This is a genomic window from Bradyrhizobium hipponense (assembly GCF_008123965.1).
Lineage (GTDB): Bacteria > Pseudomonadota > Alphaproteobacteria > Rhizobiales > Xanthobacteraceae > Bradyrhizobium > Bradyrhizobium hipponense.
On the sequence record NZ_VSTH01000002.1, the window covers coordinates 1 to 16,305 of the forward strand.

A 16,305-nucleotide genomic window follows, 5' to 3' on the forward strand; every position below is an offset into this window, starting at 1 on the left:
TTGAGTCTGGACCCTAGTCAAATGGTTGCAGGCGAAGTCCTGCAACCCTGCCACGTGGCGAACGGGAGAGCGCGAGGGGAACCCCTCGCATTCTAAACAAAAGAGTGCGCCGCAGGCGCTCCGCTTAATAACAGCCGGTTCGGGAAGCTGTCTTCTTTGTTGCCGTACAGGGAGTTGCGCCGAGCTCGGCGTCTTTTGCCGTTTCGGACGGCGAGGACCAAAGAGGACAGTATGGCGCGGATCATCAAGGCGGCGATGGGCTATGCCGCAATCCCGGCAGGCTTTCCGATTCTGGTGTCGGAGCGGATGGCGATCATCGAGCCGGCGTTTGCCTGGCTGATGGAGTTGGCGACCATACCGGGCCGCAGCCATGCGGCTGAAACGATACGGACCTACTGCGAGCACCTGCATGATTGGTTCGACAGTCTGGAGCAATCTGGTCTCGACTGGCGCGCGGTGAGCGAGGCGGAGATTGCGGCCTGGCGCAATCGCATGCTGTCGCAGCCGAGCCCACATACGAAGCGGTCATACGCGCGGTCGACGGTGAATGATCGGGTTCGCACGGTCTGCCGGTTTTATGTCTGGGCGCAGGGACGCGGCTGGATCGAGGCCTTGCCGTTCCACTTTGTCGACGTGCGGGTGGGCCCTGGCCGCCGACAATCGTTCCTTGCGCATGTCAACGCGCGCGCCGGTGTCGTGGCGGCGAACATCCTGACTGTTGCCGAGCATGAGCGCTTGCCGCGACCGTTGCGGGTCGATCAGTTGCGCCGGGTCTTCGCCCAGTTGGAGATGCCCTACCGTCTGATGGCGGAATGGGCGCTCGCAACGGGATTACGGCGCAAGGAGCTTTGCGGCTTAGCCGTCTTCCAGGTCCCGGAGACAGCACATCTTGATGACGAGGATCATCCGCTGGTCGGCGTGCCCTTGACCATCACCAAGGGCGACAAGCCTCGCACGATCTACCCACCGATCGGCCTGATCGATCGCACGCAACGCTATATCGACGAAGTGCGCACGCCGCAGGTCCGGGCATGGCGTCGCCAACGGTCGGATTATCGGCCACCATCGGCGCTCTTCCTCAATCTGCAGGGGAATGCGGTCAGCAAGACACGATTGACGGCGGTGTTTGCGGAAGCTTTCCGAGCCGCCGGCGTGGCGGGTTCGCTGCATTGGTTGCGCCATACCTTTGCGATGACCATGCTGGTGCGATTACAGAGACAGGCATCAACCACGCCTGACCTCAATCCGCTGAAGATCGTCCAGGTCCTGCTCGGGCACAGTTCGATCCAGAGCACGGCGATCTACCTGCGCTGCGTCGAGCTCAATGCCCGGGAACTCGCCGACAGCATCGACTATCTCTACGGTGAGTTGCTCCCCGATGGCCGGTAAGCGTGAGCGTATCGATCGGCGTCTATCGGCTGCGTCACCGATCGTGCTGGACCAGCTGGTCGATACCGTCGCCGTCTTTCGTGATGGTTGGGGCGAGGTCGCAAAGCGCTACGATCTCGGCAAGCTTGGTTTGCCGACAGACATTGCGATGCTTCTGGCAGACGCCTTCCGCAATCATCATGCCGCATCGAGCTCCGACACGCTGCGTCATTGCTGGATGGCGCTGCGCGTCTTCGCGCGCTTTGCGGTGGAGGACGGGCATGTTCTTTCTGCAGGGGATCTGACCACCGCAATGGTCGGGCGCTATGTCGGCTGGCTGGATCAACAGATCGCGGGACAGACGAACAAGCCCTGGTCGAAGGGGTCGCGGGCGAATGTGCTGATGCAGCTGCGTCAGATGATCGACTGGACCAAGCGTCGGCATCCATCCCGGTTGCCCGCGCGTATCGACTTCCCCTGGCGGTCCTGGCCGAACCGCCATGCCGATCCCCGCACACGCCTTGGCGGAGACGACCTCAAAGCCATCCTTCGGGCCTGTTACGAGGAGATCGACGAGGCTTGGGAGCGCTTCGAAACGGGGCGAAGGATCCTCGCCACGAGCGGACCGGTTGATGGTGTCGATCCCGAACTTTGCGACCTGATCCGGGCGCTCGCCCGGGTGAATGACGGGGTCCTGCCTTCGCGCACTCTCGCGATCCGGAGCCAGGTCAACATATCGGCAGTCGCACGTCATGGGGGGCTGCGTCATCTCGGAGGCTATCTTCACCTGACCGGAGAAACGGTCGTTGCCTTCTTCATTGCCCTTGCGATCCAGACCGCAGGCAATCCGGACGCGCTGCGGTTGATCACACGCGATTGCCAGGTGGCGCATCCACTCGATGAGCATCGCGTCATCATCGAGTGGGCCAAGCCCCGGGCCGGACGGATGATCAAGCGCGCGCAAAGACGATCCTTCGATCGCCGTCGCCGGTATGCCGCGCCGAACCTGATCGACAGGCTGTTGGCGATGACGGCGCCACTTGTATCTCGAGGCAGCCGACAGGATCGAAACCGTTTATTCCTGGTGAAGAGCGAGAAGAAGGATACAGTCACGCTCATTCCCGAGGCGACATTGTCGCATGCCCTGAAACCGTTCGTCAGCCGTTCGAACGTTCGGATCGCCATCTGGAATAAGGCGGCACCCGAACGGGCACGGCCTTTGCTGCCGGATTTTGCCGCCGTGCTGCTGCGAGGCAGCGTCGCCACCGAATATTACAAGGCGTCCGGCGGCGATATCGTCGTGACACAGGACGTGCTCAATCACGCTCGCGTCGACACGACCGAACTTTACATCAAGGGGCCGCAGACGCGCCGTGTCCAGCGCGAGGCCATCGCCAGATTGCAGAACCTAATGCTCGGCTGGATTATCGGTAGGGAGACCGACACCGGGGATCATCCGGCGCGCGAGCGGATTGCCCTGGGCGCCAACGCGCTAGCCCCGTTCAGCCATGATTGTCTCAATCCGATTGCGGGGACGGCATCCGGTTCGACGGCTGGCAGGGTCTGCCGGCACTTCGGCGGATGTCTGCGCTGCCCTGGACTGGTCATCCCGATCGACGCGGAACACATGGCGCGCATTCTTCAGGCGAAGAGCGAACTGGAACGGGCGCGTGAACGCCTCGATCCGCGCCGCTTCGAGCTTCTGTACGCATCGAGCTTGCGCATTCTGGTCGACGACATCCTGCCGGACTTCCCGCAATCCCTGCGCGCGGAGGCCGAAACTCGAATGATGACGCTGCCAACACCGCCGGCGCTGGAGTGAACGATGGCGACTTCCACGGCATTCGCTGTTCCCGCCGCGACACGCTCGCCACTTCGGATCTCGGCACGCTCGGTGTGGTCGGATCAGGTCTGGCATCTCGACGGATACCGCCCGGGCGGCAACCGGAGTGACTTCTCGCTCGACTGGGGCTTTATCCTTGCTGACGACAGCCGGTTCAGCGATCCGCACTGGACAGATTGGCGAGAGGCGGCAAAGCTGTTCCTGTGGAGCCTGAAGCTGGACCCGCCGCCCGGCCGTCGCAATGTCCATGAAGCAACCATCGTCTCCGTCTTCAAGGATTTGCGGATACTGATCCGCTGGATGGCAGCGCAAGGATATCGGCGCTTCGTCGATCTCGATCGCGACGCTTGCGAGCGGTTCTTAGCATCGATGGCGACGCGCCCGGGCAAAGAGACGGATAAGCCCTTGAAGTCGGGGACGTTGCAAAAATACGCCAACCTGCTGACACGTCTTTACCTGCAGGGGGCGAAGTTCCCGGAAGTGGCGATCGCTGATCCGTTCCCGGGCATTGGGAAGCCTGTGCTCCGTCATGATCGCGGTTGGCTGCCCTATACGCCCGATGAGATCGCCGTCCCGCTGGTCTCGGCGGCGTTGCGACTGATCGGAGCCCCGGCTGATGATGTTATCGCGTTGCAGACGCTGGCGCAGACCGTTTATGACGATGCGCTTGCGCATGGGATCAGCCAGACGAAGGCTGGCTTCATCGTGACCGACGCGATCGCCGCGTTCACATTCTCGACGTTACCCGGCGAGGACGCGCCATGGCATGCCGTACCTGTCAGCAGCACCAAGCAGGTGCGGTATCTTGTCGATCGTATCTACGACGCCTGCTTCGTCGTCATTGCCTATCTGATCGGCGCCCGGGTCTCGGAGATTATCGGGCTTCAAGTCGGCTGCATCGAGCAGCATCCCTCAGGTGATGGCAGCGAACGCTTCGCCTATCTCGTTGGCCGGATCTACAAGACAGCACACGGCGCTGATGGCGTGGCCCATCGCTGGGTCGCGCCGCCGCCGGTCGAACGCGCCATCCTGGTCATGGAACGGCTGTCGGCCCGCTTGCGCGCCCAAAGCGGGCGGCCCGATCTCTTTCTGGCGATGGCCAGCAACGGCCTTATTGGTCCCGCGGCCCGGATTAATTTGCCCGTCGTCTCCACGATCATATCGCGGTTGAACAACCAGTTCGCGCCGTTCATCGCTCTGCCGCATCATCAGGGTGAGCCCTGGCATCTGAACACGCATCAGGGCCGAAAGACCTTCGCCCGCTTCGTCGGCAAGCGCGACCGGACCGGCCTGCATGCGCTTCAGGCGCACTTCGGTCATGTCACCCGTGCGATGACCGATCGCGGTTATGTTGGGACCGACTTCGCTCTCGACGACCTGATCGATCGCCATGCTCAGGAGGAAACGCGCGCCGCCCTCGAAGAGGTGCTGACGGCGACAGCGCTTGGCGGCAAGGGCGGGCGGATGATTGCCGCTCGCTCGCAGTTCCGGGGACGCACGCGTGACGGCGATGCCCAGGCCTACGTCCGCTTCCTGATGGAAGAGACTGATCTCCGCCTCGGGGTCTGCGACTGGGGCTATTGCGTCTATCGCGTCGAAACGGCGGCCTGCTTCGGCGATGAAAAAGGGCCGAACCCCGTGCTGAGGACTGAAAGCACGTGTCTCACCTGCGCCAACTTTGCCGTTACGGCCAAGCACCGACCGGTCTGGCAGGCGCGCCGCGATCGCAATGCCGATCTTCTCGCTCATCCTGGCCTCGACCCGGTCAGTCGCGAGCTTGCCGAGACACGGATTGCCGAATGCGACCGCATCCTCGGCGATCTCGATCATGGAAAGGATGCACGCGATGACGCGTAAAACCGGCAAAATGCCAGCGCTGACGCCGCACGAAAAACGGCTGTGCAACACGGACCGCAAGCTGCGGGAGGCTCTGGAGCGCCTGGTTAAGGGACTGCCCACACACCCCGACCTACAAAAGCGGTCCTACCGTCTGACCGTTGCCACGCTCGCACGTGAGGCGCGTGTCGGCCGCAACGCGATCTACACCAATCATCGTTCGATGATCGACGAGTTGCGTCGCGCCAGCGATCGCAGGATCGTCCCCGAGAAGCTGGCGGCCTGGGAAGACAAACTCGCCCAGCAGTGCGCTCTGATCCAGGTCTTGCAGATCGAGGAGCGGCGTATGGTGACGGAAAATGCCGTCCTGCTGAAGTGCATCCTCGAAGCCGAAACGGAGGTTGAGCGGCAGAAGCGTCACAATGCCCGCCTGATCACTGAGCGCGATCGCGCCATGAAGCCGGTGGCCCTCCCGCGTGGGCCAAAATCCTGACGTCGTTTACGATTGCCGGTTCGTGTCGCTGCGCTCGTCGAAGGACAATTGTCGCCCCATCCATTGCCTGCGACAATCATGCGCGGCATGATCTGCGGCATGCTTGACCCCTTCGATCCAGATAGCTTCATTGTGCGCGCCGAGGTTCATATCCTTGGCATCGAGCCCAAGATCAGCCGCACTCTCGAATTGCCAATCACTCTCAACCTCGCCCAACTCCACGAGGTGCTGCAGGCCGCCTTTGGCTGGACCGACAGCCATTTGCATCACTTCAATATTGGCGGTCTTATTTATGGAGCCCCGGAGTTCGATGAGGACGGTCTGTCCGACAGCCGGACCTTCGAGGCGACCGAGGTCAGGATGATCGACCTTCACTTTCCCTACGATGCCGAGGAAAACCCTCTCACGATCCTCTACGAATACGACTTTGGCGATAATTGGCGTCATCTGCTGCGCTTGGAGCGCGTCGCACGCGAGGAGAGCGCCAAATATCCTCGCTGTATCGCCGCCGCACGCTCAGGACCTCCCGAAGACGCTGGTGGGCCTTCCGGCTATGCCAACTTCCTCGAGGCCTGGCTCGACCCCGACCATGAAGAACACAAAGCCATGCATCGATGGGCTGGCGGCAAGTTCCACCCGGAGTCCTGCAATCTCGACGACATCAACAAGGCTATCGCCAAAGCACTACGCTTATCAAAGGGCGACTATCGCTTCCGTCGAGAAAGCCATCGTGATTGACGCCAAACGGCTGCGCTTCAGCGCCAAAGATACACCCAAAATGCAAGGCGCAACCAGAAAGGTAAAAGAATCAACGCCATCCAGCTAACAGGACAGTTGACGCATAACCTAAGGGCTGCACCCGCTCGACCAATTCCGCGCCTTCCAGGCTCTGCGCGAGAAGGGCCGGACCGAGGAGGACATCGCTGCTGCCTTCTTCATCTCTATCAACATCGTGAAGCAGCGCTTGCGGCTCGCCTCGGTCTCGCCCGCGCTGCTCGACGTCTATGCCGACGACGGCATGTCGCTCGAGCAGTTGATGGCCTTCACCGTCACTCCGGATCATGGCCGACAGGAGCTGGTCTGGCAGGCTATCTCCGGCTCTTGGCAGAAAGAACCCTATCAGATCCGCCGCTTGTTGACGGAGAATACGGTGCGCGCCTCCGACCGGCGCGCCGTGTTCGTTGGTCTCGACGCCTACGAGGCGGCCGGTGGCGCGGTGCTGCGCGACCTATTTCAGTCCGACGACGGCGGCTGGCTTGAGGACGTCGCTCTGCTCGACAGCTTGGTTGCTGAAAAGCTGAGGCAAGAGGCGGAAACGATCGCCGCCGAAGGCTGGAAGTGGATCGAGGTCGCGATCGACTTCCCCTACGGCCATAACCGTGGCTTGCGAGAGCTGGATGGTGTGCCCGCCGCTCTCACCGCCGAAGAGCAGGCGACCATCGAGGCGCTCAAGGCCGAATATGCCAGGCTCGAAGCCGAGCATGACGGTGTGGATGAGCTGCCCGACGAGGTTGACCAGCGACTTGGCGAAATTGAGACCGCTCTCGCCGCCTTCGACGATCGACCCATCATCTATCAGCCGGCCGACATCGCTCAAGCGGGTGTGTTCGTCGGCATCGATGCCGAAGGCACGCTCTTGGTTGATCGCGGCTACGTCCGTCCCGAGGACGAAGTGCGCGTGACCGAGCCAGAGCAGAACAGCGACGGCGAACCCGCTGCCGCGGCCCTGGACGGCGCCGAACCATCAGCACCGGCTATCCAGCGCGCCGTCATCACCATCGGCGGGCAGGTCGCGGAGCCCGAGGACGAGGATGATGATGCGGTGAAGCCACTGCCGGACCGCCTGCTGACCGAGCTCACGGCGGAGCGGACGCTGGCGCTGCGCGACAAGCTGGCGATCACGCCTTCGGTCGCTTTCCAATCGGTGCTGCACAAATTCTGCATGGATGTCTTCTCCCGCTACTCCTCCAACGGGACGGCGATGGAGGTCTCCGTGCGCAGCGCCAGCTTCCCGGTGCAGGCGCAGGGGCTGAAGGACACGCCGGCGGCCAAGGCGATCGACGCGCGCCACAAGACCTGGGAGGAGCGCCTGCCGAAGGACAAGGCCGACCTTTGGGATTGGCTCACCGGCCTCACCGGCGACGAGCAGGCAACGCTCTTTGCGCACTGCGCCTCATTCGGCGTGAACGCGCTCTACGAGAAGGGCGACCGATACGGCGGCGGCGCCACGCCGCACACAGTCGAGCAGCGCATCGCCGACGCCGATCGCATTGCTAGCGTCGTCGATCTCGACATGGTGGAAGCCGGCTGGCGTCCCACCGTCGAGAACTATCTCGGCCGGGTCCCGAAGCGCCGCATCCTCGAGGCTGTGCGCGAAGGCGCCGGTGAGCGGGCGGCCCAGCTCATCGATCATCTGAAGAAGGGCGACATGGCCAAGGAGGCCGAACGCCTCATGGCCGAGACCGGCTGGCTGCCCGAGCCACTGCGGATGGCCGACGTCGACCAGGCGGCAACCGCCGACGCCGTGGAGCCCGAGGGCGATTGCGAGACGCTGCCGGAATTCCTCGCCGGAGACGGCGAGGAAGCTCCGGCCGATGAAGCGGACGAGCCTCACATGATCGCGGCCGAATAACTCGACTACGCGGGGCGGCTTCGGCCGTCCCGCGTCTATTCACTGCCATTCACCCCAAAGCCTGGCGCAAGCCGGGCTTTTTGCATTATTATGGAGGTTCTCGTGCCCCTCTTCACCATCGAGACGACCTATCGCCTGCCGGTCTATCGGCAGCGAACTTACGACGCCGAAACGCTCGACCAAGCCTGCGATCTCGCGATCGCCGACGAGAGCTGGGACGACAACAAGTCGGACGTCGAAAAGCCCGGCGACACCTTTGTCACGGGTGTCTGGGAAGGCCGCGACGCTGCCAATATCGGCCGGCCCCTGCCGTTTCCCTCACGTTTTGACGAGCAGGTCCAGCGCAAGGCTGACCATTTCGACTTGCTGCTCGGACTGCTCAAGATACTCGCCCGCGCCCCGGAGGGAGGCTCAGCGGATGTCGAACTTTGGCGCCGACGGGCGGACGCCGCCATAGCGAAGGCCGAGGCCGTTCTCGCGGGCGAAAACGATCCGATCGAGGGAGCTGTGTCATGACGAAATACATCGTCACCGTCGTCGAAGGCGATGCGAGCGACCTCGCGGAAGCGGTCGCCGACGCTGACGACGGCCAAGCCTAGCCATCTTGGCAGTTCGCAGACTGACGAACGCTCTGTGCACGGCGCGCCGCCGCCCGGTGGGGCGCCGTTTCTCATGTCGGACACGGCCTTGATGCTGAGAGGGAGAGGTCGGCCGGGACAGGTTTGAGCCGGTGCGGTCAGAGAGAGCGCCGGCCGGCTCGCCCGTTCCTGCTCTCCATAAGGCTTCCTCCATGAATGACTTTTCCCCGATCGCGGCCGATCAGGCTGCGCCGATCTCGCCTGTCCGCGCTCCCGAGGGCGCCAGCATCATCATCGCTGCGGCGGAGCAGCTCCTCCCGCATCTCGAACGTGGCCGACGCATCGACCCCGCAATCTTGCGCGCCGCGATGGAAGTGGCCTGCGGCGCATCCGATGCGACGGGCGCGTGGGATTGGAAGATGGGCTACGATGCCTGTGAAGCCGCCACCGTCCTGTTCCTGCATAAATACGGAAAGGCGCTTTTCCGCAAAACCGACTCTGCGGCCCTACGACTTTCTGCTTTGGACAAGATCGCGGCGCTCCTGCCGACCCACACGCGCCGCTCTGCCGAGAGCGAGGCTTTCCAGCAATTCTCGACGCCCATCCCACTCGGCCTGGCTGCGCTTACCGCGGCCGCCATTACGGCGGCGGATCGCGTGCTGGAGCCGTCCGCAGGCACCGGGCTGCTCGCCATCCTCGCCGAGATCGCCGGCAGCGGGCTCGCGCTGAACGAACTGTCCAAGACCCGGGCCACGCTGCTCTCTTCCCTCTTTCCGGCCATTTCCGTTACGCGCTTCGACGCGGCCCAAATCGACGATCACCTCGATCCCGCCGTCGTCCCGAGTGTCGTGCTGATGAACCCGCCGTTTTCGGCGATGGCGAACGTCTCCGGCCGCATGGCTGACACGGCGTACCGCCACATCGCCTCTGCCCTGGCGCGCCTCGCCGATGGCGGCCGGCTGGTCACGATCACCGGTGCAAACTTCTCACCCGAAGCCTCAGCCTGGCGCGACGCGTTCACCCGTTTGCAGGAACGCGGCCGCGTGGTGTTCACCGCCGCGGTCGCTGGCGCGGTCTATGCCAAGCACGGCACCACGATCGAGACGCGCCTGACCGTCATCGACAAGGTGCGGGCCAATGACCCGAGGGCGTTCCCGGAGTCGCCGGGAATAGCGCCCGACGTCGCGACGCTCCTCCACTGGATCGGCGAACACGTTCCACCTCGCCTGAGCATTGCATCAATCGGCGCTCTTCCGATGTCAGCCTCGCCGGCGCCTCGCACCATGCGCGGCTATCTCGCGCGGGCCTCCGCCCAGCCGGTTAACAGGTCGGTCGCCGATCCCGCAGCCATCGACCTCGCCTATGAGACAATCGATTGGACGCCGAAGGGCGCGCGCCTCAGCGACGCCATCTACGAGGAATATCGGCTCCAATCGATCCGGATCCCCGGCGCGCAGACGCACCCGACCAAGCTGGTGCAGTCGGCCGCGATGGCCTCGGTCGCGCCGCCGAAGCCGAGCTACAGGCCCCGGCTGCCGGCGAACCTCGTCAGCGGCGGCATCCTGTCCGACGCCCAACTTGAGACGGTCATCTATGCCGGCGAGGCCCATGGTAACTATCTCGCTGGCGCCTGGACGGTAGACGAGACCTTCGATCTCGTCACGGCCGCCCGCGACGACGCGCCGAACGCCGTTCGTTTCCGGCGAGGCTTCATGCTCGGCGATGGGACCGGCGCCGGCAAGGGTCGCCAGTCCGCCGGCATCATTCTCGACAACTGGCTGCAGGGCCGGCGCAAGGCGGTCTGGATCTCGAAGTCCGACAAGCTGATCGAGGATGCGCAGCGCGACTGGTTGGCGCTCGGCATGGAGCGTCTGTTGGTCACGCCGCTCTCGCGCTTCCCTCAAGGGCGCGAGATCCGGTTGGCCGAAGGCGTCCTATTTTTAACCTACGCTACGCTGCGGTCCGACGACCGCGGCGAGAAGCTTTCGCGCGTCCGGCAGATTGTTCAATGGTTGGGCTCGGACTTCGACGGCGTCATCATTTTCGACGAGAGCCATGCCATGCAGAATGCCGGTGGCGGCAACGGCGAGCGGGGCGATGTCGCTCCCTCGCAGCAGGGCCGTGCGGGCTTGCGGCTGCAGCATGCGCTGCCCAATGCCCGCGTCGTCTATGTGTCGGCGACCGGCGCCACCACGGTCCACAATCTCGCCTATGCCCAGCGCCTCGGGCTGTGGGGTGGCGAGGATTTCCCGTTCGCGACCCGCGCCGAGTTCGTCGAGGCGATCGAGGAGGGGGGCGTCGCGGCGATGGAGGTGCTCTCCCGCGACCTTCGCTCACTCGGCCTCTACACCGCCCGCTCGCTTTCCTACGACGGCATCGAATACGAGCTCGTCGAGCACCAACTCACCGACGAGCAGCGGCGCATCTACGACGCCTACGCCGGTGCCTTCAGCGTCATCCACAATCACCTCGACGCAGCCATGCAGGCTGCCAACATCACCGGCGAGACCGGCACGCTCAATCGTCAGGCGAAGGCGGCCGCGCGCTCGGCCTTCGAATCGGCCAAGCAGCGCTTCTTCGGTCATCTGCTCACCAGCATGAAGACGCCGACCCTGGCCCGCTCGATCGAGCGGGATCTGGCCGACGGCCATGCCGCGGTGATCCAGATCGTGTCGACCGGCGAGGCGCTGATGGAGCGGCGGCTCGCTGAAATCTCGACCGAGGAATGGAACGACGTGCGCGTGGACATCACGCCGCGCGAGTACGTTCTGGATTACCTCGCCCATTCCTTCCCGGTGCAGCTCTATGAGCCCTTCACCGACGCCGAGGGCAATCTATCGTCGCGGCCCGTCTTCCGCGACGGCCAGCCGGTCGAGAGCCGCGAGGCCGTCGCCCGCCGCAATGAGCTGATCGAGCGGCTCGCTTCGCTTCCGCCCGTTCCCGGCGCGCTCGACCAGATCGTGCAGCGTTTCGGCACCGACCTCGTGGCGGAAGTGACGGGACGTTCGCGGCGCGTGGTGCGCAAGGGTGACCGCCTTGCCGTCGAGAACCGTGCCGCCTTCGCCAATCTCGCCGAGACCGCCGCCTTCATGGATGACGCAAAGCGCGTGCTTGTCTTCTCGGACGCTGGCGGCACGGGTCGCAGCTACCACGCCGAGCTCTCGGCGCGGAACCGCCGGCTTCGCGTCCATTATTTGCTCGAGCCGGGCTGGAAGGCCGATGCCGCGATCCAGGGTCTCGGTCGCACGAACCGCACCAACCAGGCGCAGCCACCGCTCTTCCGGCCGATCGCGACCGACGTCAAGGCCGAGAAGCGGTTCCTTTCGACCATTGCGCGCCGGCTCGACACGCTGGGTGCCATCACGCGCGGCCAGCGCCAGACCGGCGGCCAGGGCCTGTTCCGGCCCGAAGACAATCTTGAGAGCCACTACGCCCGCGATGCGCTGCGCCAGCTCTATCTGCTGCTTGTGCGCGGCAAGGTAGAAGGCTGCTCGCTCCAGATGTTCGAGGACGCCACGGGCCTGAAGCTCACGGACGCGAACGGCATCAAGGACGAGCTGCCGCCGATCACGACGTTCCTGAACCGGCTGCTCGCGCTCACCATCGACCTGCAAGGTCTGCTGTTCACAGCCTTCGAGCAGCTGCTGAACGCCAAGGTCGAGGGCGCTATCGCAAGTGGCGTCTACGACATCGGTCTCGAAACACTGCAGGCCGACAGCTTTCTCGTCACCGATCGGCGCTCGATCTACACGCATCCTGCGACCGGCGCGGAAACCCGGCTGCTCACGATCACCGAACGGCGGCGCAATCGTCCCATGACGCTGGATCAAGCGCTCGATTGTCTCGCCAATGCTCGCGCGGTGCTACTGGTCAACGAGCGCTCGGGCCGCGCCGCGGTGCAGGTTCCGGCGCCAAGCTTCATGCTCGATGACGGCGAGATCGAACGCCGCGTGCGGCTGATCCGCCCGATGGAGAACCATCATGCTTCGATGAAGATGATGGACGAGAGCCACTGGCAGCCTGCGGATCGCGGGACATTCGCCGCAGCATGGAACGGCGAAGTCGTGGACGTCCCCGAGTTCGCTGAGAGCACTCTCCACATCGTCGCCGGTCTGCTGCTGCCGATCTGGAAGCGGCTTCCGAACGAGTCGACCCGGGTCTATCGGCTTCAGACCGACGATGGCGAACGCATCATCGGTCGCAGGGTCTCGCCGGCCTGGGCCGCGAACGCTTGCGCGACCGAAACCTGCAGCTTGACCCCACACCAAGCCTTCTCGGCGCTGATGGAGGGGCACACCGTCCTCGACCTTGCCGAGGATCTGCAGCTCCGTCGTGTCCGCATGATGGGCGCCCATCGCATCGAGCTGTCCGGCTTCACCGATACGATGCGTGACCGGCTGCGCACCTACGGCCTCTTCAGCGAGATCATCTCGTGGAAGCTGCGCATGTTCGTGCCATCAGATGCGACCGGCGCCGCGGTGTTGGCGAAGGTCCTTGACCACTATCCGGTCGCGCGCATCGATGAGCGGGAGGCCGCCTGATGGCCCGCGCCAACGCCTCCGAACTGGCCCGCCGTCTCGCGCGTGACGCCGAGGCGGTGTGCCGCCACTACCTGTCCAACGGGCGGCGCCAGGGCCGCTACTGGATGGTCGGCGACGTCCGCAATACGCCCGGCCGGTCGATGTTCGTCCGGCTCAGCGGACCGGAATCCGGTGCTGGCGCCGCCGGGCATTGGCGAGATGCCGCCTCGGCCGAACATGGCGATCTCCTTGACGTGATCCGCGAGAGCTGCGGTTTCGTTGACTTTCGCGAGGTCGCCAATGAGGCACGACGCTTTCTGAGTCTGCCGCGTCCAGAACTGGAGCCCGAGCCAAATCGCCTCCGGTCGAGAAAATCGCCCGCGCCGCGCGGATCGCCAGAGGCGGTACGGCGACTCTTCGGCATGTCGCGGTCGATCGCAGGCACACTCGTAGAGGCGTATCTCCGCAATCGCGGCATTACGGCTTTGCACAAAGCCGGAAGTCTGCGCTTTCACCCACGTTGCTACTACCGGCCCGACGACCACAGCCCGACCGAGACCTGGCCGGCGATGATCGCCGCCGTCACCGATCTCTCCGGCCACCTGACCGGCGCGCATCGCACCTGGCTTGATCCCGACGGCTTCAGTGAGACGACGCTCGGCAAGGCGCGGATTGACACGCCGAAACGGGCGATGGGCGACCTGCTTGGTCACGCCGTTCGATTTGGCGTAGCTGGCGAAGTCATGGCGGCCGGCGAGGGCATCGAGACGATGCTGTCGCTCCGCAGCATCCTGCCGACCATGCCGATGGTCGCAGCCCTCTCGGCGGCGCACCTCTCCGCCATCCTTCTCCCCGACACGCTGCGCCGGCTCTACATCGCCCGCGACGACGATCCTGCCGGTGACGGCGCCATGGCGACCTTGATCGACCGGGCGCAGGAGGCCGGGATCGAGGCGATCGTGATCTCGCCACGGCTTGGCGACTTCAACGAGGATCTTCGCCTGCTCGGACTTGACGCCCTTCGGGCCGCGAGCCGCGTACAGATCGCGGCGCAGGACGTCGCGCGCTTTATGGAGCTGGCGGCATAGCCGGAGCGGATGAGGGCGATGCGGCCGCTTCGTTACCGCGAGGCCGCTGGTCATGCTTCCCCTCGGCGCCGGAGAGGACCGCACCCACGGCCTTCTTAAGAGGGCGATCAGGCGGCAGGCGGCCCGGACCGGCAACCTCGCGGGCCGACTATTTTCCGTCGGCGGCAGAGCCGCCTTTACATCGCGAGGCAAAATAGTCGGCCCCCTTCGGTCCTCCGCCAAGGCTGCGGCCCTCCGCTGCGCTGCGGGTGCAAGTCCGTTCCGCCTGCCGCTTTCGTCGCCATGAAGGCCGCGATGGGCGCGGTCGAGCCGACCAGGGAAACCGCAATGACCACCGACCACGACAACGATTTCAAGCCGCACAACAGCTCATCCCCGACCGACCAGGTCCTCCAGGAACTCCAGCTCCATGGCTACCGTCCCTTCCACGATGAGCCCGATCCCCGGCAGCTCCCTGAAGGGCGAGTCCTCGCCGGCAGCATCGCCGACATCTTCGATGCCCTGGTGGTGGCGCTGTCCGATACCCGTCTTGAGCCCGACCTCGAAGACCTGCTCTGGTCGACGGTGAACGTCTTCCATCGCGCCATCGACAGGATCGGGCGCGAGCTCGACGACAACGAGCTGGCGCAGCAGCACTCGCAGCGGGAGCAGGACGGCAGCGAGATCAAATCCGTAGAGCTGGAGCGACTGACGGCGGAAGGGCAGACGCTGATCGAGCGACGCAACGCCTTCGAGCTGATGCGCGACCAAGCCGCCGATGAGTTCGAACGCCACACCCATTCCGCCTGGCGGCCGCGCAACGGGTCGAAGGTCAACCACCGCAATCTGACCTCCGCGATGATCGACAGTCGCGATTTCCTGGCCGCGAAGAAGCGCGCCGACAACCAGGTGCTTCTGCCTGCAGGACCGAAGGTGGCGCTGACCGGCGGTCTGGACTTCAATGATCACCGGCTGATCTGGGCCAAGCTTGATCAGGTGCACGCCAAGCATGCGGACATGGTGCTGCTGCACGGCGGATCGCCCAAGGGCGCCGAGCTGATCGCCGCCAAGTGGGCCGACAACTGCAAGGTTCCGCAGATCGCCTTCAAGCCCGACTGGACCAAGCATGCCAAGGCCGCTCCGTTCAAACGCAACGATGCGATGTTGGAGACGCTTCCGATCGGCGTGTTGCACTTCCCCGGAACCGGCATCCAGGACAACCTTGCCGACAAGGCCAAGAAGCTCGGCATCCCGGTCTGGAAATTCGGCGGCGCGTGACCGCTGCCATAACTCCTAATGACTAGGTCAGCGTTTCCTTGGTTCGAATCATATCAGGTGGCCTCGGCGAGTTTGTAGGACCAGGTATGGACGACGGGATGGCGATTGACGTCGTCAATTCCGGCCATGACGCGCTCTTTGAGTTCGTGCTTTGATGTAACCCGGATGTGACGCAGGACGGAGCGGGCGAACTTGGAAGAAGCCCTCGATAAGGTTGAGCCAGGGTACGCATACGACGAAGACCGCCTGATTGAGACATGCGCGCGGGCACGGCGAGCTCTATGATGGCTTGCGTGAAGGTCAGGCGGCCTGCTGACCGGCGGGCTTGTCGGCTTGGCGCAGGAGCTTCCATTCCCAGGGCAGCAGTTCGTGCAGACGCGACGCGGGAAGATCGGCGATACGGGCGAGGACGTCGGCGAGCCAGGCCTTGGGATCGACGTCGTTGAGGCGACAAGTCGTGATCATCGTCAGCATGATGGCGGCACGGTCGGCACCGCGCTGGCTGCCGGCGAAGGTCCAGTTGCGCCTTCCCAAGGCGATGCCCCTCAATGCGCGCTCAGCACAATTGTTGGTCAAGCAGATCCTGCCATCGTCGAGGAAGCGGGCGAAGGCGTCCCAGCGCCTGAGCATGTAGTTGATCGGTTTCAGGACCTCGGAGGAGCGCGAGAGAGTTTCGCGCTCACGCAGCAA

12 protein-coding genes are annotated in these 16,305 nt (G+C 64.3%); 10 read left to right on the forward strand and 2 right to left on the reverse strand.

Annotated elements, in window-relative coordinates:
• Positions 1–231 precede the first annotated feature (231 nt).
• The gene (locus FXV83_RS00310; RefSeq protein ID WP_148736655.1) at positions 232–1,389 is read left to right on the forward strand and encodes a tyrosine-type recombinase/integrase; all 1,158 of its coding nucleotides are present in this window, start codon (positions 232–234) and stop codon (positions 1,387–1,389) included.
• A gap of 34 nt (positions 1,390–1,423) precedes the next feature.
• Here the strand turns inward: FXV83_RS00310 and FXV83_RS43740 are convergent, their stop codons facing one another.
• On the reverse strand, positions 1,424–1,570 hold the full coding sequence (locus tag FXV83_RS43740) for a hypothetical protein (protein ID WP_235939262.1): 147 nt from the start codon (positions 1,568–1,570) through the stop codon (positions 1,424–1,426).
• 36 nt (positions 1,571–1,606) lie between these two features.
• Here FXV83_RS43740 and FXV83_RS00315 point away from each other — a divergent pair, with 36 nt between their 5' ends.
• From FXV83_RS00315 to FXV83_RS00355, 9 genes are all read left to right on the forward strand, one after another.
• Positions 1,607–3,190 carry a hypothetical protein gene (locus FXV83_RS00315; protein ID WP_235939263.1) on the forward strand — a complete coding sequence of 528 codons (1,584 nt, stop codon included), beginning with the start codon at positions 1,607–1,609 and terminating at the stop codon, positions 3,188–3,190.
• Between the two features lie 3 nt (positions 3,191–3,193).
• Positions 3,194–5,068, forward strand: a complete 1,875-nt coding sequence (locus tag FXV83_RS00320; RefSeq protein ID WP_148736659.1) for a site-specific integrase — start codon at positions 3,194–3,196, stop codon at positions 5,066–5,068.
• The gene (locus FXV83_RS00325; RefSeq protein WP_148736662.1) at positions 5,058–5,540 is read left to right on the forward strand and encodes a hypothetical protein; all 483 of its coding nucleotides are present in this window, start codon (positions 5,058–5,060) and stop codon (positions 5,538–5,540) included. Before FXV83_RS00320 ends, FXV83_RS00325 begins: the two co-directional genes overlap by 11 nt.
• Before the next feature lie 87 nt (positions 5,541–5,627).
• Positions 5,628–6,278: an IS1096 element passenger TnpR family protein gene (locus tag FXV83_RS00330; RefSeq protein ID WP_187435554.1), complete on the forward strand. Its 651-nt coding sequence runs from the start codon at positions 5,628–5,630 to the stop codon at positions 6,276–6,278.
• 226 nt (positions 6,279–6,504) lie between these two features.
• The gene (locus FXV83_RS00335; RefSeq protein ID WP_235939264.1) at positions 6,505–8,172 is read left to right on the forward strand and encodes a DNA-binding protein; all 1,668 of its coding nucleotides are present in this window, start codon (positions 6,505–6,507) and stop codon (positions 8,170–8,172) included.
• 102 nt (positions 8,173–8,274) lie between these two features.
• Complete coding sequence (locus FXV83_RS00340) at positions 8,275–8,688, forward strand: hypothetical protein (protein ID WP_148736668.1); 414 nt, start codon at positions 8,275–8,277, stop codon at positions 8,686–8,688.
• Positions 8,689–8,962: 274 nt separating this feature from the next.
• Positions 8,963–13,291 (forward strand): strawberry notch family protein, encoded by a 4,329-nt coding sequence (locus FXV83_RS00345; protein ID WP_148736670.1) that lies wholly within the window; start codon positions 8,963–8,965, stop codon positions 13,289–13,291.
• Complete coding sequence (locus FXV83_RS00350; protein ID WP_148736672.1) at positions 13,291–14,358, forward strand: DUF7146 domain-containing protein; 1,068 nt, start codon at positions 13,291–13,293, stop codon at positions 14,356–14,358. The genes FXV83_RS00345 and FXV83_RS00350 overlap by 1 nt, the downstream gene beginning before the upstream one ends.
• Positions 14,359–14,685: 327 nt before the next feature.
• Complete coding sequence (locus FXV83_RS00355; protein ID WP_148736674.1) at positions 14,686–15,615, forward strand: DUF2493 domain-containing protein; 930 nt, start codon at positions 14,686–14,688, stop codon at positions 15,613–15,615.
• A gap of 300 nt (positions 15,616–15,915) precedes the next feature.
• Here FXV83_RS00355 and FXV83_RS00365 read toward each other — a convergent pair.
• Positions 15,916–16,305, reverse strand: a 390-nt coding sequence (locus FXV83_RS00365; protein ID WP_148736676.1) for an IS66 family transposase, incomplete at its 5' end; no start/stop codon positions are given.